Origin of the sequence: Streptomyces sp. NPDC057638, assembly GCF_042800315.1 — a bacterium.
Lineage (GTDB): Bacteria > Actinomycetota > Actinomycetes > Streptomycetales > Streptomycetaceae > Streptomyces.
Genome location: NZ_JBHVHF010000139.1, coordinates 1 through 19919, shown reverse-complemented (window position 1 = coordinate 19919; position 19919 = coordinate 1). Strand labels below are relative to the sequence as shown.

The 19919-nt window shown below is 73.1% G+C and carries 24 protein-coding genes; 18 read left to right on the top strand and 6 right to left on the bottom strand.

Annotated features, from left to right (window positions below):
- Positions 1-150: 150 nt before the first annotated feature.
- Positions 151-1737: a BTAD domain-containing putative transcriptional regulator gene (locus ACFVIM_RS19610; protein WP_384302829.1), complete on the bottom strand. Its 1587-nt coding sequence runs from the start codon at positions 1735-1737 to the stop codon at positions 151-153.
- Between the two features lie 174 nt (positions 1738-1911).
- Here ACFVIM_RS19610 and ACFVIM_RS19605 point away from each other — a divergent pair, with 174 nt between their 5' ends.
- Positions 1912-2436: an RICIN domain-containing protein gene (locus tag ACFVIM_RS19605; protein ID WP_384302827.1), complete on the top strand. Its 525-nt coding sequence runs from the start codon at positions 1912-1914 to the stop codon at positions 2434-2436.
- Positions 2437-2621: 185 nt separating this feature from the next.
- Here ACFVIM_RS19605 and ACFVIM_RS19600 read toward each other — a convergent pair whose 3' ends face one another.
- The 5 genes from ACFVIM_RS19600 to ACFVIM_RS19580 all read right to left on the bottom strand — a co-directional run bounded on the left by ACFVIM_RS19600 (position 2622) and on the right by ACFVIM_RS19580 (position 7751).
- Complete coding sequence (locus ACFVIM_RS19600) at positions 2622-5984, bottom strand: amidohydrolase family protein (RefSeq protein ID WP_384302825.1); 3363 nt, start codon at positions 5982-5984, stop codon at positions 2622-2624.
- A gap of 328 nt (positions 5985-6312) precedes the next feature.
- Positions 6313-6513: a DUF397 domain-containing protein gene (locus tag ACFVIM_RS19595; protein WP_384302823.1), complete on the bottom strand. Its 201-nt coding sequence runs from the start codon at positions 6511-6513 to the stop codon at positions 6313-6315.
- Positions 6510-6635, bottom strand: a complete 126-nt coding sequence (locus ACFVIM_RS19590) for a hypothetical protein (RefSeq protein ID WP_384302821.1) — start codon at positions 6633-6635, stop codon at positions 6510-6512. The genes ACFVIM_RS19595 and ACFVIM_RS19590 overlap by 4 nt, the downstream gene beginning before the upstream one ends.
- Before the next feature lie 79 nt (positions 6636-6714).
- A complete protein-coding gene (locus ACFVIM_RS19585) occupies positions 6715-6924 on the bottom strand; it encodes a DUF397 domain-containing protein (protein ID WP_384302819.1) in 210 nt (69 codons plus the stop codon).
- Complete coding sequence (locus ACFVIM_RS19580; protein ID WP_384302817.1) at positions 6921-7751, bottom strand: Scr1 family TA system antitoxin-like transcriptional regulator; 831 nt, start codon at positions 7749-7751, stop codon at positions 6921-6923. The genes ACFVIM_RS19585 and ACFVIM_RS19580 overlap by 4 nt, the downstream gene beginning before the upstream one ends.
- A gap of 180 nt (positions 7752-7931) precedes the next feature.
- On the opposite strand from ACFVIM_RS19580, the gene ACFVIM_RS19575 reads away from it, so the two are divergent.
- The 17 genes from ACFVIM_RS19575 to ACFVIM_RS19495 all read left to right on the top strand — a co-directional run.
- The gene (locus ACFVIM_RS19575; protein WP_384302815.1) at positions 7932-8135 is read left to right on the top strand and encodes a hypothetical protein; all 204 of its coding nucleotides are present in this window, start codon (positions 7932-7934) and stop codon (positions 8133-8135) included.
- Positions 8135-8551 carry a hypothetical protein gene (locus ACFVIM_RS19570; RefSeq protein ID WP_384302813.1) on the top strand — a complete coding sequence of 139 codons (417 nt, stop codon included), beginning with the start codon at positions 8135-8137 and terminating at the stop codon, positions 8549-8551. The genes ACFVIM_RS19575 and ACFVIM_RS19570 overlap by 1 nt, the downstream gene beginning before the upstream one ends.
- Positions 8548-8766, top strand: a complete 219-nt coding sequence (locus ACFVIM_RS19565; protein ID WP_384302811.1) for a hypothetical protein — start codon at positions 8548-8550, stop codon at positions 8764-8766. Before ACFVIM_RS19570 ends, ACFVIM_RS19565 begins: the two co-directional genes overlap by 4 nt.
- Entirely contained in the window at positions 8763-9014 is a 252-nt protein-coding gene (locus ACFVIM_RS19560) for a hypothetical protein (protein ID WP_384302809.1), read from the top strand. Before ACFVIM_RS19565 ends, ACFVIM_RS19560 begins: the two co-directional genes overlap by 4 nt.
- Positions 9015-9367: 353 nt before the next feature.
- Positions 9368-9508 (top strand): hypothetical protein, encoded by a 141-nt coding sequence (locus tag ACFVIM_RS19555; RefSeq protein ID WP_384302807.1) that lies wholly within the window; start codon positions 9368-9370, stop codon positions 9506-9508.
- 74 nt (positions 9509-9582) lie between these two features.
- A complete protein-coding gene (locus ACFVIM_RS19550) occupies positions 9583-10386 on the top strand; it encodes an aminoglycoside phosphotransferase (RefSeq protein ID WP_384302833.1) in 804 nt (267 codons plus the stop codon).
- Between the two features lie 142 nt (positions 10387-10528).
- The gene (locus tag ACFVIM_RS19545; protein ID WP_384302805.1) at positions 10529-11575 is read left to right on the top strand and encodes a hydrogenase expression protein HypE; all 1047 of its coding nucleotides are present in this window, start codon (positions 10529-10531) and stop codon (positions 11573-11575) included.
- Between the two features lie 57 nt (positions 11576-11632).
- On the top strand, positions 11633-13417 hold the full coding sequence (locus ACFVIM_RS19540; RefSeq protein ID WP_384302803.1) for a nickel-dependent hydrogenase large subunit: 1785 nt from the start codon (positions 11633-11635) through the stop codon (positions 13415-13417).
- Positions 13414-13872: a thioredoxin gene (locus ACFVIM_RS19535; RefSeq protein WP_384302801.1), complete on the top strand. Its 459-nt coding sequence runs from the start codon at positions 13414-13416 to the stop codon at positions 13870-13872. Before ACFVIM_RS19540 ends, ACFVIM_RS19535 begins: the two co-directional genes overlap by 4 nt.
- Positions 13869-14621, top strand: a complete 753-nt coding sequence (locus ACFVIM_RS19530) for a DUF5947 family protein (RefSeq protein ID WP_384302799.1) — start codon at positions 13869-13871, stop codon at positions 14619-14621. Before ACFVIM_RS19535 ends, ACFVIM_RS19530 begins: the two co-directional genes overlap by 4 nt.
- Positions 14618-15265 carry a DUF6084 family protein gene (locus ACFVIM_RS19525; RefSeq protein ID WP_384302797.1) on the top strand — a complete coding sequence of 216 codons (648 nt, stop codon included), beginning with the start codon at positions 14618-14620 and terminating at the stop codon, positions 15263-15265. The genes ACFVIM_RS19530 and ACFVIM_RS19525 overlap by 4 nt, the downstream gene beginning before the upstream one ends.
- A gap of 26 nt (positions 15266-15291) precedes the next feature.
- Positions 15292-16713: a hypothetical protein gene (locus tag ACFVIM_RS19520; protein ID WP_384302831.1), complete on the top strand. Its 1422-nt coding sequence runs from the start codon at positions 15292-15294 to the stop codon at positions 16711-16713.
- Entirely contained in the window at positions 16710-17327 is a 618-nt protein-coding gene (locus tag ACFVIM_RS19515; RefSeq protein ID WP_384302795.1) for a hydrogenase maturation protease, read from the top strand. The genes ACFVIM_RS19520 and ACFVIM_RS19515 overlap by 4 nt, the downstream gene beginning before the upstream one ends.
- A gap of 223 nt (positions 17328-17550) precedes the next feature.
- The gene (locus ACFVIM_RS19510; protein WP_384302793.1) at positions 17551-17655 is read left to right on the top strand and encodes a DUF6893 family small protein; all 105 of its coding nucleotides are present in this window, start codon (positions 17551-17553) and stop codon (positions 17653-17655) included.
- A 162-nt stretch (positions 17656-17817) separates the two neighbouring features.
- Positions 17818-18189: a hydrogenase maturation nickel metallochaperone HypA gene (locus tag ACFVIM_RS19505; RefSeq protein WP_384302791.1), complete on the top strand. Its 372-nt coding sequence runs from the start codon at positions 17818-17820 to the stop codon at positions 18187-18189.
- Positions 18190-18207: 18 nt separating this feature from the next.
- Positions 18208-18975, top strand: coding sequence for a hydrogenase nickel incorporation protein HypB (gene hypB, locus ACFVIM_RS19500; RefSeq protein ID WP_384302789.1), 768 nt, complete (start codon positions 18208-18210; stop codon positions 18973-18975).
- On the top strand, positions 18972-19919 hold a 948-nt coding region (locus tag ACFVIM_RS19495; protein WP_384302787.1), incomplete at its 3' end, for an acylphosphatase. The genes hypB and ACFVIM_RS19495, both read left to right, overlap by 4 nt.

Sequence of the window (19919 nt, the reverse complement as noted above, 5' to 3'; positions counted from 1 at the left end):
GACCGGGCCCCACGCGCGCGGAACGGGCGACCGTGCCACCGGGACCCGGGGCGGGGAAGCCGTCCCCACCCGGGGCCCGCGTGACCACCACCCCGTCACCGGACGTCACCCGCGACGGAGACCGACACGGGCTCGCCATGACCTCGGTTCTCAGGCTCCGAGGAGCTGCCGGAACTCCGTCACGCTCGTCCCGTGGCGCGAGTTCGAGCCTTCGAGGACGGCCGCTCGCAGGATGTCGAGCCGGACCGCCGCGAGGCCACGGGGGGAACGGGCGCCCGGCGTGTGCTCGTAGTTCCATGTGATGACGTCGAGGTACACCGGTGCCGTGAACCGCCACCCCTGGAGCAGAAGCGTCTGGGAGAGCCACGGATAGGCGGAGTGGAGCGGGTTGGCGAGCCAGCCGCGCAACGCGGCCTCGGGGACGCTGAAGTCCACGCCGATCATGCCGAGCGCCTGGACGACCGAGGGGGCGATGACCGGCCCGTCCCGTTCCGGGTTCCCCGCGAGGAGCTTCCCGTAGCGGCGCACCGCGCCGACGAGGGCCTTCCGCGCTTCGGCCGTCCGGCCCGCGCGCTGAAGCCGCCGGGCCTCGGCGAACAGGGCCCGCGCGCGTTCGACCGGAGGCGGGGGCGGGGCCGGGGGCGGGTCCGGTGGGCGTTCGCCGCGCTCGTCCCCCTGGGCGGCGTACACCACCCCGAAGGTCACGGGAAGGACGACGACGGCCAAGGCGGTCAGCACGGTGCGCCGGGAGGAGCGTGGCGCGGGGGCGACGAGGGGTTCGACGGCCAGGGGTTGGGTGGGCGGAGGCTCGCTGGCCAGGGGTTCGGCGGGCAGAGGCTCGCTGGCCAGGGGTTCGGCGGGCAGAGGCTCCATGGCCAGAGGCTCAGCGGGCAGAGGTTCGGCGGGCAGAGGTTCGCCGGCGCCGGGACCGGGCTCCGGGGGGTCGGCCACGGGGGCACGCACGGACGCCGCCGACGCGTGGGAGTTCCCGGGTGGCGGCGGCGGTTCGCCACGCAGGACGGACAGATACTGAGCCTGTAACTCCGGACCGGGGTCGGCACCCAGCTCATCCGCCAGCCGCTGCCGGACCAGCGTGTAACGGTCGAGTGCTTCCGCGCTCCGCCCGGCCGTACGCAGTGCCTGGATGAGCAGCGCCTCGAACGGCTCGACCAGCGGATACTCGGTGGCCAGATCGGGCAGCGCGGCGATCACCGCGCCGGGGTGGCCGAGCCGGAGTTCGATCCGCGCCCACTGCTCCACCGCGTCCAGCCGCCGCCGCTGCCAGCTCTCCCGGACCTGTGCGGCCCAGTCACCGGGAAGCCCGGCCAGCGGGACTCCCCGCCACAGACGCAAGGCCGTGGCGAGCGTGGCGGACCGGGCGCCGTCGTCACGCCGAGGGTCGGCGCCCTCCGCTGCCAGGCGCCGGAACCGGTGGAGATCCACCAGGCCCGGGTCGATGTCGAGGAGATAGCCCGCGTGCCGCCGTTCGAGCCGCACGGCCGGCCCGCCATCGAGTTCGGCCGCCCGCTCCAGCAGCCGCCGGATCCGGCTGAGATGCGAGTAGAGCACGGCACGGGGATCGGCGGGCGGCGCGCTGCCCCACACCCGGTCGGTGAGCAGTTCGATCGGCACCGGCCGCCGGGCGTCGACGACCAGCGCGGCCAGCACCGTCTGCTGCCGTGGCGTGCCCACGTCGAGCGCCCGCCCGGCCACCCGTACGTCCATCTCGCCGAACATCCGGAACTCCATATGAGCCCCCAAGCCGTCGTCTGTGCCGGGAGAGAGCGGGTCGTGTCCCCATGCTGACCGGGGTCGCAAGGTCGCCGCAAGGTCCGTGAACAGGGTGCGGGGCAAGCGTGTCGGCTGCCGGGACAAGCTGCCCGGCGGACCTCGTTCCTCTGGGGGGAAGGCATGCGCGTACGCACCATGGCGGCGGCGAGCACGGCGGCGCTGGCGGTCGCCCTGACCGCGACACCGGCACAGGCGGCGGGGAACTCGGCCCGGGCGACCTCGTACGGCCCGTACGACATCGTCGTCGACTTCAACGGCAAGTGCATGGACGTGGCCTACGGCGGCCTGCCCGACGGCGTCCCGGTGCAGATCTGGGACTGTCACGGCGGCCCGCCCGTGAAATGGAGACTGGACCACATCAGCACCGTCAACGGCTGGCGTTACTACCAGTTCGTCAACATGAACAGCGGCAAGTGCCTCGACGCCCCGGGCACCGGCGTCGGTGTCCCCCTCCAGCAGTGGACCTGCTGGACCGGCAACATGCAGCAGTGGGCGCTGATCTCGGCCCCCAACAACTCCTTCACCATCAGGAACCTCAGAAGCGGTCTCTGTGTGGATGTCACGGGCTGGGGCGGGATAGGCACCCGCCTCCAGCAGTGGCACTGCAACAACCTCACCGTGCAGACCTGGAAGTACCGCCGCTGAGGCGGACTCACGGTCACCGGGCCGACCGCGCCGCAGCGGGCGAGGGCCGCGTGGACGCGCAGCCGCGATGCCCCCGTTCCCGTGCCCGCTGGTCGGCACGGTGACCAGCGGGGTCGGTCACACGCCGCGACGCCATGCCGCCGGGCCACCACGGCCGGATCCCGCGGCCCCCCTCGCGTCAGGGATCACCCCCCACAGCACGCGTCCCGGTGCAGGAAGTGGGCCACCTCGTGCAGGGCGGTGGACGGGGCGAGCGGTGGCCAGGCGGCGACCAGGGCGGAGGTGTCGTACGGGATGCCGTTACGCAGGGTCGTCACCGTGCGGACGAGGGTGGAGAAGTCCGTGAACGGGTCGCCGTCGACCACCGTCAGATCGGCCAGCAGACCGGGGGCGACGGTACCGAGGTCGCGTTCGGCGCCGAAGAGGCGGGCCGGGAGCGCGGTCGCGGTGCGCAGCGCGGCCGCCGGGGAGAGTCCGGCCCGGTGCAGGGCGCGCAGGCCCAGATGGAGGGCGAGGCCCGGCGGGGTGAGGGGGGCGTCGGTGCCGAGGGCGACCAGCCCTCCGGCGTCGAGTACCCGCCGGTAGACGGCGGTCTCGGTGTCCAGGGTGGCCAGTTGCGCGGCGGTCGGCGGGGTGGCCGCCGCCTTCCGTACCGCCTCGGCGTCCCAGGGCGGCAGGATCGCGGTGACCCGGGGGTCCTCGGCGAGGGCGGGGTCGGCGCCGGTCAGCGGGGTGGCGGTGAACGGGGTGGCGATCAGGCCGAAGCCCCGCTCGGCATAGCGGGCGTAGATGGCCAGGACGTCCTCGTACGCGCGGCCGGAGGCGGTCACCGCGTGGCCCGCCTCGCCGCGCTGGGTGGCCTGGAGGTGGGTGGTCAGGTCCTGGCCCAGCTGGATCCCGGGGGTGAGCAGATGGCTGCCGGAGCGCACGCCGAGCCGTTCCCGGGCGAACCGGGTCGACTGGTCCATCACCCAGCCGGGCGCCCTGACATAGGTCTTGACGAGGTCCCAGTCGAGCGCTTCCGCCCGTTCCAGGCTGCGGCGCAGTCCGCGTTCGGTGCCATGGGCGCGGCCCATGCTGTAGGCGACGCGGGACCCGTCGAGCATCTCCCCGGTGGTGAGCAGCCGGGGCCCGGCGAGGAGTCCGGCGGCGATGGTCTCGCGCAGCCGGGCCTGTTCCTGGGCGGAGCCGCCGAGGGAGACGGTGGTGGTGATGCCGTAGGCGAGTTGGGCGGCGATCTGGCGGGCGCCGTAGATCTCGGTCCAGGGGTGGACATGGCTGTCCCACAGTCCGGGCAGGACCGTGCGCTCGGAGGCGTCGATCCGGCGCAGCCGGGTGCGGCGCCGGGCGCGGTGGGGTTCGACGGCGGCGATCCGTCCGTCGCGGACGAGGACGTCGGCGTCATCCCGTACGGATTCCCCCGTTCCGTCCCAGAGCCGTCCCGCGTGGACGACGGTGTCGCTGAGCACCGGCCGGGGCCGGTCCAGCGGGACCCGGACGGTACGGGCCGGGCCGCCGTCGACGCCGGTCAGCCGCAGCCGGGTGCCGGAGAGATAGAGCAGGGTCGTGGAGTCCCCGGACCAGGAGGGGTGGTCGGCGGGTTCGTCGGTGAGGGTGCGCGGCGGCCCGGCCGGGGTGCCGTCGGGCGCCACGGGCAGCAGCGCGAGCGCGGACTCGACGATGACCGCCAGCCAGCGGCCGTCGGGTGACCAGACCGGCCCGGAGGCGCCACGGTCGGAGAGCGAGGTGTGGGGCGCGACCTGGTGCAGCCGGTCGGCGCCGCTGACGGTGTCGACGATCCGGATGAGGTTGTACCCCTCGCGGAAGCGGAGGCTGAGGCGGTTGCGGTCGCAGAACGCGATCCGCCGTCCGTCCGGTGACCAGCTCGGCCGCCCCGGCAGTCCGCCGCCGGTGAGCGGGGCGGCGAGGACCCGTTCGGCGCCGGTCGCCAGGTCACGCAGGACCAGCCGTCCGGTCAGGTCGAAGGCGGCGAGCCGGGTTCCGTCGGGCGACAGCGCCGGGTGGACCCGGCCGCCGGGGGCGATGGCGCGCTCCCGGCCGGTGGCGAGGTCATGGCGGTGGATGCCGAGCAGTCCGTCGCGGTCGTCCGCGTACAGCAGGGAGCGCCCGTCGGGCGCCCACACCGGCCCGAAGAGGAACCGGGTGGGCGGTGACTGGATCAGCCTCCTCGGTGGCCGTCCGCCGCGTACGTCCGCCAGCCAGAGCGCGTTGAGCGCGGCGAACGCGACCCGGGTCCCGTCGGGCGAGAGCGCGGGCAGCTGCACTCCCCGCACCGGACGGACCCGGTCGAAGCCCCAGTCGTACTCCTTGACCCGGTAGCGGGGCCGGTGCGCGGGCAGCTCCCCGGCGAAGGGGAGGGTGCGGGTCCGCTGGGGTGTCTCCGGGCGTACGAGGGTGAAGCGGCCGTCCACGGTCAGCAGCAGCTCTCCGGCGCGGGTCCAGCGCGGCGGCACGGCCGCGAGGTCACCGGGCACGGGCACCGGGCGGCCGTCGACCAGCAGGACACACGACGCCTGCGGGGCGGGGGTGGTCCGCAGCACGGCGAGCCGCCCGTCCCGGGCGAGCGCGGGCGCCAGCAACTGCCCCGGCTCGGCCGAGGTGTGGACAACGGTCACCGGCCCCGGCCCGGCGGCGGGGACGGCCGCGATGGTGCGGGCCTCCAGGGCGGGGGCGCCGGTGGGCGTGGTCACCCCCTTGGCCCGGACGAAGAGGATCCGGGTGCCGTCCGGGGACCAGGTGGGGTCGGCGTCCTCCCACGGACCGTCCTGAAGCGGGCCCTGCTGTCCGGGCACACCCGTGAGCCGCCGCACCGCCCCGGTGCGCAGATCGAGCACATGGATCCGGTAGGGCGCGCCGGTCACCGGGTCGCCGCCGCGCTCGGAGGCGAAGGCGATCCGGGTCCCGTCCGGCGACCAGGCCGGGCCCCGGTGGTCCCATGGGCCGTGGGTGCGCCGTCTCAGCTCCGTACCGTCGGGGCGTACGGTCCAGATCTGGTACGTGCCGTCCTGGTAGCCGGAGAAGGCGATCAGGGTGCCGTCCGGGGAGTGGACCGGCCGGTTCGGCTCCACCCCCGGGAGGGTGAGGGCCGTGGCGCGTCCGCCGTCGGCGGGCACGGCCCACAAGGTGCTCTGGACATCGGCGATCAGGGCGCCGGTGGGCGAGAGGGTACCGGCGCCGTTGGTGGCGGCGGTGAGGAGCAGCGGGGCGGGGGCCGGGCGGGGCGCGGGGGCCGCGAGGGCGGGCGCGGGGAGAGTGGTCAGGGCGGTGGCCGTGCGGGCGGCGGCGGGAGCCGCGAGGGCGGGCGCGGGGAGGGCGGTGAGGGCGGTGGCCGTACCCGCCACGGCGAGGACATGACGGCGGGTCAGGGGCGGTAGGAAGTTGGCTGGGGCCTGTGGCCCCCGGGCGTCGGGCGCCGTCGGGGCGGCGGGGCCGGTCTCACCACGCGGGGCGGACACGGGCCCGCCCTCCTCACCGGTGGCCACCCGGTCCGGCTGCTCCGCTGGTGCGTGGTCGCTGTCGGGCTCCATGACGGGGAACTCGCTCTCGTCGTGCGGTGGCGGTGTGCCGCCCGGTCGTGGGCCCGCGCGCCTCGCCGTGCGCGCCTCCCGCCGCGCACGCCCTTCGTCTGCCGTCGTCGTCCATGCTGACGGGCCACGCTTCCACGATGGGGCCTGCGAGGCCGTGGGAGTGAAGTGGCGCATGGGAGTTCACCGGGCGTTCACAGCGCGGCGGGCGCGGCGAGGACCCGGCCGCGCTGACGGTGGGGCCAGCCCCTCGCACCCTCTCCCCTGCCGGAGAACAGCGGAGCCCCGCACCCACCAGGTGGCGGGTACGGGGCTCTTCTTACGTCGCGGGCTACACGTCCGCGCTGCGGGCGAGCGACACCAGCCCCGCCCACGCCCGAGGAGACACGCTGAGCACGGGGCCGCTGGGGCGCTTGCTGTCACGGACGGGGATGGTGCCGGTGGCGGACGCGTGGCTGGGAGCCCATTCGATACAGTTGCCGCCGTTGCTGCTGTACGAGGACTTGATCCAGAAGAGGGATTCGGTATTCACAGGGTGCCCTTTCGTACCTGACTCATCATGCTCAGGAACTCGGCCTGCAACTGATGGTAGTTGGCCAGCGCCGCCTGCACGGAGGCGTGTTCCCGGCCGCGCTGACGGTGGCCGAGCCCCACTCACCCCCTCCACCGCCGGAGAACAGTAGAGCCCCGCACCCACCTCTTGGCGGGCACGGGGCTCTCCTTACGCTGCGGGCTACACGTCCGCGCTGCGGGCGAGCGACACCAGCCCCGCCCACGCCCCAGGGGACACAGCCAGCGTGGGACCCGTGGGGCACTTGCTGTCACGGACCGGGACGGCGCCGGTCTCGGACGCGTGGGCGGGAGCCCATTCGATGCAGTTGCCGCCGTTCTCAGGGCTGTAGGTCGACTTGACCCACCGAGAGGGGGGAGAGGTGGTGGTCACAGGGTGCCCTTTCGTAGCTGTTCGATCATGGCGACGGATTCCGCCTGCGAGGCCGCTTCTGCTTGTAGCTGATGGTAATTCTTCACCAGTGGCAGGACGGATGACAGCTCACGGTCTAGGTACCCATGGGTCTGTGACTCTTCCCAGGACACCAGGGATCGATCGGGCAGAGTCAGCAGGCTGACCATCCGAACGAGAGGCTTCCGTGCTCCCATCGTGAACGGAGCCACTTGAAGAGTCGTGCTGGACATGCGAGCAAACTCCAGCAGTCGGTCAAACTGTGCTCGCATGATCTCTGAGCCTCCGACCTGTCGTCGGATGCAGCTTTCGTCCAGCACGGCGAAGATTAGCGGTGCTGGCGCGCGGACGAGCGCGGCTTGACGCCTTATCAGGACGTCTACCCGATCTACAGCCTGTTCGGGAGTGATGTCGTCCCGTTCGACAGCGCCTTGCGCCAGTTCCTGCGCGTACTCCCGTGTCTGGAGCGGACCAGGGATCACTCCTGATTCAAACCAGCGGATTTCCGCCGCACGGGCCTCGTGCGAGAGATATGTAGAGAACCCGTCCAGCAACGAGGTCTGAAGCCCAGCTTTGCTCTGGCGTTCGAGGCGATCACCCAATCCGAACACACGATCAAGAGCCTTGGCAAACTGCTGAGTTGCTGGCCTGCGACCAGTTTCAACGGCGGAGACATGCGCTCCAGTGCACCCGAGCCGTCGGGCCAGCTCTTCCTGAGTCCAACCACGCTCGTCCCGTAAGCCGCGCACAAGCAGCCCAAACTTCTCACGCGGAGACCTGTCCGGGTTCAGTTCCTTGCGGTTCACCATCCAGTTCGCCTAACTCTTCTAGCGGGACGGATTAGTTGATGTCCAAGCCGACCGTAGTCCACGCTGCAACTCCTTGGCAGCGGAATCGCTAAGGAGAGGAGTAGCCGTGTGCGGCTGGGACTTTAGCGCCCTCAGAAAGCCCTCAACGAAAGAAACAATCATTGCCCGGGTTTGGTCCCCGTGACGCGCCTGTGGCTGTGGCTCACGCTCGCCCTCGGGGCCGCCGAGGACCGGCTGGGGCTCGGATTCGATCTGTTACGGCTCCGCCTGGACGCTGAAGCGGTCGATGAGTGGTCCTGGTCCCTCGCGGCCCAGGCGCGCCAGCGGGAGTTAGACGCGGAGCTGTACCGGATCCTCCGGGACTCCGGGGACGGCGACTGGTGATGCGCGTCGTTGGTTACGCCTGCCGCGTCGTCGGGATCGGCCCCGTCTACCGCTCCGGCCAGATCGTGCCGTGCGTGGTAGCGATGCTGCGGACGCAGGACACGGAATGTGCGCTGCGGTGGCTCTACTGCCAGATGGACCATGTCGCCGATCGGCTGGATCCCGTCCCCGCGCCGTGTATGCGTCTCGCGTCCGCTCCCGTCATGGACGGGGCGGCCCGGATCCGTGCGTGGCGGGCCGACCCCGTGAAGCGGCGCTATCTGTGGGGGCGGCTCGCCGATGGGCGGAGCGTCTCCGTGATCTTCCCGGACGGTGTCGACCACTACCTGTTCAGCATCAACCCCGAGTGGGCGCCCGCCCGTGCCCGCCTCTTTCTCGATCACGCCCTGACCGAACCGAAGGACCCGTGCGTATGACCAGTTCCGCCAACCGTGAACGCGTGCTCGCGATCCGCGAGTCCATCATCTTCCGCTACCGCGACGGGCAGTCCGCCAGACGGCTGGCGCGTGAGTTCGGCGTCAGCGCCGGATGGCTGGGTGAGCAGCTCCGCGCCTGGGGTGTGCCCACCAGGAACGCCCGGGAGGCCAACCACCTCTACTTCCACCAGCAACAGCGGGCGGGGAAAAGGTGACCGCCCCCGTACCCGGTCAGCTCACCGAATTGGCCCGGCGGCGGCGGGACCGGGTGGTGCGGACCATCGACAAGGTGACCGCCCGCTATGAGGCGGGCGCGCCCCTGACCCGCCTCGCGAAGGACTACGGAGTCAACACAAAGTGGCTCCGGGAGCAGCTCCTCGATCAGGGCGTGGAGATCCGGGGCTGGATCGCCGCACGCCGTCTGCGCACCGAGCGGGAGAAGCGGCAGCGCGGCCACACCTAAGACCCCTCCCGGTCCGATACCGGGAGGCCGGGGGGCTTCGCTGCTGCGGTCCAGGCCCTTCACCGGTCCCGGCCCTCGCCATGGCCTGTCCGATGGCCGGGACCACCCCTCACCGATCACCCCTCATCCACTCCACCGCACCGACGAAAGGCACACCCATGCCCGTGCCCGCTTGTCAGACGTGCCACGACCTGATCACCGCCGAACGCGACGCGCACAGCGTCTACGACTACTCCCGCGCCACCGACTGCCGCGTCCTCCTCCGCCGCCACCAAGCCCGAGCCCACCTCACCCACCAGGAGACCCCAACGAGGGTTCCGGCTGGGGCCAGTTCGTCACCTACGCTGCTCGCCATGAGCACCGCAGAGGCGAAGAAGCCGCCCCGGGGGCCCGTGACGCCGAAGCCCGCCGGGCGTCCGCCGGGGCCCGTCACTCCGGACAAGAACCCGCCGCTTCCCCCGAACCCGCCCGTACCGCCCGTGCCCGGGAACTGACGGTGACGTCCGGGCGCATCCGCTGGGCGGAGCTTCCCGGGGCGGTGGTGGGCGCGGTCGGGGAGCGCCTCGGGATGGCGTTCACCGCCCGCGATGCCGAGCACTCGGCGGCGGCCGGGGTCGCGTCCCTGCTGGAGCTGGAATCGGGAGCGCTCGTCTTCGTCAAGGGGCAGCGCGAGCGGGTCCCCGCGACCGGTGCCGGTCCAGCGGAGGACGACTCCTGGTGGGGGCCCGGCTGGTCGCCCGTGGACGAGCTGGATCTCGAAGAGGCGGTGAACCCGCACCTGCCCCCGAGCGCGCCTCGGGTCTTGTGGCGCGTCGACGGCCACGGCTGGCACCTCCTGGCCTTCGAGGGGGTCGCGGGCCGGGACGCGGATTTCGTGCCCGGCTCGCCGGACCTGGCGCCGGTCGCCACGGCGCTGGCCGAGCTGGCGCCCCTGCCCGCGCCGCCCGGAGTGCGGCTGCCCACCGCCTGGGACCGCTGGGGCTACTACTGCGCCGACGGTGACCGGGAACTGCTCGGCGGCTCACAGCTGTTGCACACCGACCCGGCCTCGACCAACGTCCTGGTGGAGAGCGGCGGCCGGGCCCGTCTGGTCGACTGGTCCTGGGCGACGGTCGGCCCGGCGTGGATCGATACGGCGCTGTGGGGGATGCGGCTGGTCTCCACCGGCGGGCACTCTCCCGAGCAGGCGTGGCGGTGGGCGGCCCGGGTGCCGGGCTGGACGGCGGCCGACCCGGGGGCGGTGGCCGTGCTCGCGCGGGCCGAGGCGCGGCGCTGGCACGACCTCGCCGCCGAGGGGAGGGCCACGGCCGACTCGATCGCCCGGTCCGCCGACGCGTGGGCCGCCTTCCTCACCTCTCGCGGCAGGGGCTGACCCGGCCGGACCCAGGAGGCGGATGCCTCCCCACGGCCCCGCGCGGGCCGAACCGCCCGCCCGGGCGACACTCCCAGAGGGAAGGTGATATGACCTTTAAGGGGGTTTTCCTATGATTCTCCCCACTCCAGGAGGCACCCTCATGAGCGGGACAGCGACCACCCAGGACACCGGCCCCGTACACATCCTCTGGATCAACGCCGGGCTCAGCTGTGACGGCGACTCCGTCGCCCTCACCGCGGCCATGCAGCCCAGCATCGAGGAGATCGTGACGGGTGCTCTCCCCGGGCTGCCCCCCGTCGCCGTGCACTGGCCGCTCATCGACTACGAGTGCGGTCCGGTCCAGGGCGCCGACAACTTCGTCGAGTGGTTCTTCAAGGCCGAGCGGGGCGAGATCGAGCCCTTCGTGCTGGTCATCGAGGGGTCGATCCCCAATGAGGAGATCAAGGAGGAGGGCTACTGGTGCGGCTTCGGCGACGACCCCGAGACCGGGCAGCCCATCACGACCAGTGAGTGGCTGGACCGGCTCGCGCCCAAGGCGACGGCGGTCGTGGCGATCGGCACCTGTGCCACCTATGGCGGGATCCACGCGATGGCGGGTAACCCGACCGGCGCAATGGGCGTGCCCGACTATCTCGGCTGGGACTGGACCTCCAAGGCCGGACTGCCCATCGTCTGCGTTCCGGGCTGCCCCATCCAGCCCGACAACTTCGCCGAGACCCTGACGTATCTGCTCTACCAGCTGGCGGGCTCCGCGCCGATGATCCCGCTGGACGACAAGCTCCGGCCGGCCTGGCTCTTCGGTGCCACCGTGCACGAGGGCTGCGACCGGGGCGGCTACTACGAGCAGGGCCAGTTCGCCGCCGAGTACGGCACTCCCGAATGCCTGGTCCGGCTGGGCTGCTGGGGCCCGGTCGTCAAGTGCAATGTCGCCAAGCGCGGCTGGATCAACGGGATCGGCGGCTGTCCCAACGTCGGCGGCATCTGTATCGCCTGCACCATGCCGGGCTTCCCGGACAAGTTCATGCCGTTCATGGACGCCCCGCCCGGCTCGCATATCTCCAGCAACGCCAGCGCCGCGTACGGCGCGGCCATCCGCCGCCTGCGGTCGATCACGACCCGGACGGTGGACAAGGAACCCAAGTGGCGCCATACCGGCCGCACCCTGACGACCGGCTACCACCGGTGACCCGGCGGACCTGACGCACCGAGCACCCACCCGCACCGAGAAGGGCACGAGAACGCGATGGCACCGACGACCAAGGCCAGCTCGCACAGCGGCGATCTGGTGGAGATGTCCTGGGACCCGATCACCCGGATCGTGGGCAGCCTGGGCATCCACACGAAGATCGACTTCAAGCAGAAGCGGGTCGCCGAGTGCTACAGCACCTCGTCCGTCTTCCGGGGCTACAGCGTCTTCATGCGCGGCAAGGACCCCCGCGACGCCCACTTCATCACCAGCAGGATCTGTGGCATCTGCGGTGACAACCACGCCACCTGCTCGGTCTACGCCCAGAACATGGCCTACGGGGTCAAGCCCCCGCACCTCGGCGAGTGGATCATCAACCTCGGCGAGTCGGCCGAGTACATGTTCGACCACAACATCTTCCAGGAGAACCTGGTCGGCGTCGACTACTGCGAGCGGATGGTCCGCGAGACCAACCCCGGTGTCCTGGAGCGCGCCGAGCACACCGAGGCCCCGCACGCGGGCGACCACGGCTACCGCACCATCGCCGACATCATGCGCGCCCTCAACCCCATCGAGGGCGAGTTCTACCGTGAGGCGCTCCAGGTCAGCCGCTACACCCGGGAGATGTTCTGTCTGATGGAGGGCCGCCATGTGCACCCCTCCACGCTCTACCCGGGCGGGGTCGGCACGGTCGCCACCGTCCAGCTCTTCACCGACTACCTCACCCGGCTGATGCGGTACGTCGAGTTCATGAAGAAGGTCGTGCCGCTCCACGACGACCTCTTCGACTTCTTCTACGAGGCGCTGCCCGGATACGAGGAGGTCGGCCGCCGCCGGGTGCTCCTCGGCTGCTGGGGCAGTCTCAACGACCCGGACCACTGCGACTTCACGTACCGCAACATGACGGACTGGGGGCGGCGGATGTTCGTCACCCCCGGGGTGGTGGTCGACGGCAAGCTGGTCACCAACGACCTCACCCAGATCAACCTCGGCATCCGGATCCTGCTCGGCAGCTCCTACTACGACGACTGGGAGGGCCAGGAGCTGTTCGTCCGCCATGACCCGCTCGGCAACCCGGTCGACCCCCGCCACCCCTGGAACCAGCACACCATCCCCGCGCCGCAGAAACGCGACTTCGACGACAAGTACAGCTGGGTGATGTCCCCGCGCTGGTTCGACGGCAAGGAGCACCTGGCGCTGGACACCGGCGGCGGTCCCATCGCCCGGCTCTGGTCCACCGCCCTGTCCGGGCTGGTGGACATCGGGTACATCAAGGCGACCGGGCACAGCGTGGTCATCAACCTGCCCCGCTCGATGACCAAGCCGGAGACCACCTTCGAGTGGAAGATCCCCCAGTGGAGCAACGCGCTGGAGCGCAACCGGGCCCGCACCTACTTCCAGGCGTACGCCGCCGCCGCGGCCCTGCACTTCACCGAGAAGGCGCTCGCGGAGATCCGCGCGGGCCGCACCCAGACCTGGGAGCGGTTCGAGGTGCCCGACGAGTCGATCGGCTGTGGCTTCACCGAGGCCGTGCGCGGGGTCCTCTCGCACCACATGGTCATCCGCGACGGCAAGATCGCCAACTACCACCCGTACCCCCCGACGCCCTGGAACGCCAGCGTCCGCGATACGTACGGCACCCCGGGGCCCTATGAGGACGCGGTGCAGAACACGCCGATCTTCGAGGAGAACTCCCCGGAGAACTTCAAGGGCATCGACATCATGCGCGCCGTACGCTCCTTCGACCCCTGTCTGCCCTGCGGTGTGCATATGTACGTCGGCGGCGGACGCACCCTCAAGCAGCTCCATGTCCCGACCGGGCTGAGCGGACTGGCCGGATGACGGCCGAGGAGACCGGGCGGCGGCTGGCGGGCGTCCTCGACGGCCTGACCGGTGAGTGCCGCGAACGGGCCGAGGAGCTGACCCGCGAGCTGATGGCCTTCTACGAGGAGGGGCTCACCGCCCTGCTGCGGGCGCTGCCCGAAGGGGCGCTGGCGCGGGTCCTGGACGACCCGGCGGCGGCGGGACTGCTGGTCCTGCACGAGCTGCACCCGGAGTCCACCGCCGCCCGGATCGGCCGGGCCCTGGAGGGGACCGGCGCCGAGTACCGCGCCTTCGACGCCGCCGCCGGGACCCTGACCCTGCGCCGCCCGCCCGGCGGCTGCGGCTGTGGCGGGACCCGCGAGGTCGAGTCCGCGCTCGCCTGCCACGCCCCCGAAGTGACCGGTGTGGTCTGGGAGTCGGCGCCCGCGCCGCTGCTCCAGATCGGCCACCGCCCGGTGGAGGCGTCACGATGAGCGCGACGCGTACGGAGCCGGGCGGACGCGACAGGGACACCCGGCCCGCCGGGGGCACGGGCGCGGCGCACCCGAGCCGCGCCGGGCTCGCCACGCTGCGGGAGCTGCGCCGCCCCGCGCCGCGCCCCGAGCGCTGCGCCTTCTGCGGGCAGCGGCTCGCCCCCGCCGGACACCGCCATCTCGCGGACACCGAGCGGCGCGCCCTCGTCTGCGCCTGCCCGGCCTGTTCCCTGCTCTTCCACCGGTCCGGCGCCGCCGCCGGACGGTACCGCCCGCTGCCGGAGCGCCATCTCACCGACCCGGACTACGCACTGGACGCCGCCGCCTGGGCCGAGCTGAGGATCCCCGTCAGCACCGCCTTCCTGCTCTACGACAGCGGTCTGGGCCGACCCGTGCTCTGCTACCCCAGTCCGGCCGGGGCGACCGAGAGCGAGCTGGAGGAGGGGGCCTGGCGGGCCGTCTTCGGCTCCAGCGCGCTCGCCGCCGCGCTCGAACCCGATGTGGAGGCGCTGCTGCTGCGCCGGGACGGCGAGCTGATCCGCTGCTATCTGGTCCCGGTGGACCTCTGCTACGAGCTGGTGGGCCGGATGCGGCTGCGCTGGCAGGGCTTCGACGGCGGCGCGGAGGCGCGCGCCGAACTCGACGCCTTCTTCGCCGCGCTGGCGGCCCGGGCCCGGCCGCTGGCCCGGCCCTCGCACGGCGGGGAGGCATCGGGCGCGGCGCCGTCGGGCGAGGAGGCACGGACATGACCGATCTCGACTTCGTCTGTACGGGGGTGCGGGCCGACCGGCACGCGGCGGGCCCCACCCTCGTCTTCCGGCTCCGGGTCAGCGCCGCCGCCCCGGTCCAGGTGCACGCGCTCGCCCTGCGCTGCCAGGTCCGGATCGAGCCCGCGCGCCGTGGCTACGACCGGGCCGAGGGCGAGCGGCTGCGGGATCTGTTCGGGGAGCGCTCCCGCTGGGCGACCACGCTGAAGCCGATCCAGTTCGCGCAGGTGCCGGTGATGGTGCCCGGCTTCACCGGGGAGACCGAGACCGATGTCCCCGTGCCCTGCACCTATGACCTGGACATCGCCGCCACCCGCTACTTCCGCGCCCTGGCCGACGGTGACGTACCCCTGCGGCTGCTGTTCTCCGGGACGGCCTTCAGCGGGCCCAGCGGCTTCCAGGTCAGCCCGGTCTCCTGGGACCGCGAGGCGACGGTGGGCCTTCCGGCGCGGGTCTGGCGGGAGATGATCGAGCAGCACTTCCCGGGCTGCGGCTGGCTGCGGCTGCCCGGTGACCTCCTGGACGGTCTGCTGGAGTTCCGTACCCGGCGGGCGCTGCCGTCCTGGGAGGCGACCGTACGGACGCTGCTCAGCGCGGTGGACAGCGGCGAGGGGGCGGCGCGGTGAGCGGGGCCCGGGGCGACGGGACCGTCGTGCGTACGGGAGACGGCGCCGGGCCGCGCGTGGAGGAGTTCCCGGACGGTCTGGAGCGGCGGCTCGCCCCCGCGCGCGCGGTCGCGGACACCGTCCTCTTCGAGGGGTATGTGCTCTATCCCTATCGCGCCTCGGCGGCCAAGAACCAGCTGCGCTGGCAGTTCGGCGTCCTCATGCCGCCCGGCTACGGCGCCGACCGGGGCGAGCACTCCCACCAGCGCACGGAGTGCCTCATGGAACCGCGCGCGGGCGCCCGGCTCGCGGTCGAGCTGCGCTTTCTGCGGGTACGGCGGCGCGCGGTGCAGCAGGCCGTGCGCGGCGGCTATGAGCCCGTCGCCGTCCTGGAGCTGGCCGACCGGACCGTCCTGCCCTGGGACGAGGGCGCCGAGGAACGGGTCCGGCTGCTGGTCCCCGTGGACCGGCTGGCGCGGGAGGGCGGCGTCACGGTCCCCTTCACCCTGCCCGCCCGCCAGGAGGAGGAGCCGCTGGACGAGGGCGGGAGCCGGGTCGGGCGGCTGCGGTGGGCCCGCGAGGCGGTCAGCGCGACCCTGACCCTGAGCACCCGTCAGACGCCGGGCCCCTACGGCGCGCTGCGGCTGAGCGCCACCGTCCACAACACCACCGGGTGGTCGCCGGGCGGCGGCGAGCGGCGGGAGGCCGCGCTGGCGCACGCGCTGGTCTCCGCGCATCTGCTGCTCGCGCTGGACGGCGGCACCTTCCTGTCCGCCACCGATCCGCCCCGCTGGGCACGGGCCTCGGCCGCCGAGTGCCGCAACGACCACACCTGGCCGGTGCTGGCGGACGAGGACGGCACCGTCGTGCTGTCGTCCCCGATCATCCTGGAGGACCGGCCCCGGCTCGCCCCCGAGAGCCCCGGCGCCCTCTACGACGCGACCGAGATCGACGAGATCCTCGCCCTGCGCACCGCCGCCCTCACCGACCGGGAGAAGCGTGAGGCCCGGGGCACCGACGCCCGCGCGGGCGCCGTCGTCGACCTCGCCGACACGATGCCGCCGGAGGTCCTGGAACGGCTGCACGGCGCGGTGCGGGCGCTGCGCGAGGTCACCGCAGACGCCTCCGCCGGGGCCCGTGAGGAGGTCCCCTGGTGGGATCCCGGCGCGGACCGCACGGTGGATCCGGACCGCGACCACGTGCTGATCGGCGGTCATCCGGTGGGTCGGGGCAGCCGGGTCCTGCTCGGCCCCGGCCGCCGCCGCACCGATGCCCAGGACGCCTTTCTGCACGGCCGCACCGCCCTGGTGGAGGCCGTCCTCCACGATGTCGACGGCTCGGTGCACGTGGCGGTCACCATCGAGGACGACCCCGGCGCGGACCTGTGGCGCAGCCAGGGGCGCTTCCGCTACTTCCAGCCCGACGAGCTGACCCCCCTGACGGCGGGCGGCGGAGGTGAGGGCCCGTGAGCGCGCGCCGCACGCTGGTCGCCGGGATCGGCAATGTCTTCCTCGGCGACGACGGTTTCGGTGTGGAGGTGGTACGGCGCCTCGGCGCCGGGGCGCCGCTGCCGGGCGGCGACCGGGTCGAGATCCGCGACATCGGGGTACGGGGAGTCCACCTCGCCTATCAGCTCCTCGACGGGTACGGGACCGTGGTGCTGGTCGACACCCTCTCCCGGGGCCTCGCCCCGGGGACCGTCAGCCTCGTCGCGCCGGACGCCGGTCCGCTGGAGACCGGCGGCCCGCCACCGCTGGACGGCCACCGGATGGGCCCGGACACGGTGCTCGCGCTGCTGGCGACCCTCAGCGCGGGCACGGGGGCGAGCGCGCCGGAGCGGATCCTGGTGGTCGGCTGCGAACCGGCCTCGCTGGCGGAGGGCATCGGTCTGAGCGAGCCCGTCGCGGCGGCGGTGGACCCGGCGGCCGCGCTGGTACGGGAGGTGCTGGCCACGGGCGAACCGGCCCCCGAACCGTCCTGGGGGGCGGGTCGCCCACGGGCCGCAGCCGCCGGGGCCGGCCTCCCACGGGCCGCGTCCGACAGGGCCGGAGCCGGGCTTCCGGCGCCCGGGGACCAGGCATGAGGGTCCGGGCGCGCGGCCACCGGTTCCGTCGTGTTCCGGCCGCCGGTTCCCGCCGCCGGGCTCACCTCCCCGGGAAGAGCGGCGGCGGTCTCCTCGCCCATCGCGTCGGACCCGGATCGCCCGCCGCGCCCCCGAACGTGCCCCCGCCGCCCGGCCCGGGCGTAACGCCTCCGTGCGGCTCACCGCACGGATCATCCCGATTCCCCGGAGGGAGGAGATCGTTGTGGTGAAGAGTGTGGCGATCACCGCTGCCGCGACCGCTGTCGGCGTGCTGCTCTGGCAGACCCTGCCCGACCTCAAGCGGTATCTGCGGATCTCGCGCATGTGACGCGCGGGTGACCGGACGCGCTGCCATTGGGGTTGCTCCCGGGGCCACCTGACGGCGTGGCTCCCCGGCCCTCCCGGTTCCGGGACGTCCAATGGTGGCGCTGTCACGGCCCGTCCCGCGCGGCGGAGGCCGTCCGCCCCCGCCGTGGAACGAGGCACGCCGATGCACGAGATGTCGATCGCGGCCGCCGTGGTGGATCAGGTGGCCGAGGCGGCCGCCGTGCGGGGTGCGACGGCGGTCGCGGTCGTCCGGCTCGACGTGGGCGAGCTGGCCGGGGTGGTGCCCGAAGCGCTGGACTTCTGCTTCGGGCTCGCCTCCCAGGGGACCGTCCTTCAGGGCGCGGCCCTGGAGGCGCGGCGCGTGCTGGCACGGGCCCGCTGTGGGCCCTGCGCCGTCGAGTGGGCCCCGGGGATACCGCCGGACCTGGGCTGTCCCCGGTGTTCCGGAGGCGCCCGGGTCGAGCTGCTCGCGGGCCGTGAGTTGCGGATTCGCGGTGTCGACTGGGCCGAAGGCCCGGCGGGCGCCACGGGCTGACCAGGAAGGCGTAACCCCATGTGCCGTACGTCCGATCTGCGCCGGGCGGTCCTCGCCCACAACGACGACAGCGCCCGCGCGCTCCGCTCGGAGCTGGCGGACCGGGGGGCCGTGGCCGTCAATCTGCTCTCCAGTCCGGGCAGTGGCAAGACGGCCCTGCTGGAGGCCGAACTCGCCCTCGCCCATGAGCGGGGGATCCCGGTGGCCGCCGTCACCGCCGATCTGGCGACGGAGAACGACGCCCGCCGTCTGGCGCGTACGGGCGTTCCGGTGCAGCAGGTGCTCACCGACGGGCTGTGTCATCTGGAGGCGGTGATGCTGCGCGGCTATCTGGCCGGGTGGCTGCCCGACGAGACCCGGATCCTGTTCGTGGAGAACGTCGGCAATCTGGTCTGCCCGGCCGCCTATGACCTCGGGGAGTCGCTGCGGGTCACCCTGGCCGCCGTCACCGAGGGCGAGGACAAGCCGCTCAAGTACCCCACCGCGTTCGGCCTCTCCCAGCTGGTGCTGGTCACCAAGACGGATCTGGCGGAGGCGGCCCGCTTCGACGAGGCCGCGTTCCTGGAGAACGTGGCCCGGGTCAACCCCGGGGTGGAGGTCGTCTTCACCTCCGTACGGGAGGGCCGGGGCGTGGGTGCCCTGCTGGAGCGGGCGCTGGCGGTACGGGAGGGGGCCGTGCCGCACCAGCCGGTGATGGCCCGCACGCCCGGCCGTACACACCCGGCGGACGGTGAGCCGCCGCACTCCCATCCGCACGAGCCCCTGCCGGTGGCGGACTCCCGGTGACCACCCAGCAGCAAGCACCCCTGCGGCGCCGGGTCGCCGTCGAAGGGCTGGTCCAGGGGGTCGGGTTCCGGCCCTTCGTCTTCGCGCTCGCCGCCGAGCTGGGGCTCTCCGGGCATGTCACCAACACCGGCGAGGGCGTTCTCGCGGAGGTGGAGGGACTGCCGGAGGCGGTGGAGAGCTTCTGCCGACGGCTGGCGACCGACGCTCCCCCACTGGCCCGGGTCGCGTCGGTGCGGCACGAACCCGTCACCGCCACGGGCGCGACCGGGTTCGCCATCGCCCCCTCCCGGGCCGGGGCCGGACCACGGCGGACCCTGATCCCGCCGGACATCGCGACCTGTGAACCCTGTCTGGCCGAGCTGAGGGACCCGGCCAACCGGCGGCACCGCCATCCGTTCATCACCTGCACGGACTGCGGCCCCCGGTTCACCATCACCACCGCGCTCCCCTATGACCGCGCCCACACCACCATGGCGGACTTCCCGCTCTGTGCCCGCTGCGCCCGCGAGTACGCCGACCCGGCCGACCGCCGCTTCCACGCCCAGCCGGTCTCCTGCCATGACTGCGGGCCCCGGCTGACCCTGCTCACCCCGGCGGCCGACGGCGGCGGACCCCGCGCCGAGGCGACCGGGGACACCGCCGTCGGCCGTGCCCGCGCCCTGCTGGCGACGGGCGCGATCCTCGCCGTCAAGGGCATCGGGGGCTACCACCTGGCCTGTGACGCCCGGAACCCGGACGCGGTCGCCCTGCTGCGGCGGCGCAAGAACCGGGGGCGGAAGCCGTTCGCCCTCATGGTGCGGGAGCTGTCCGAGATCGAGCCGCTGGTGTCGCTGAACGCGGCGGAGCGGGCCGCGCTGGCCGGGCCGGTGCGGCCGATCGTGGTGCTACGGCGGCGCCGCGGCCCCAACAAAGGGGGGGGTGCCGGGCCGGGGGCGCGGCGGCCC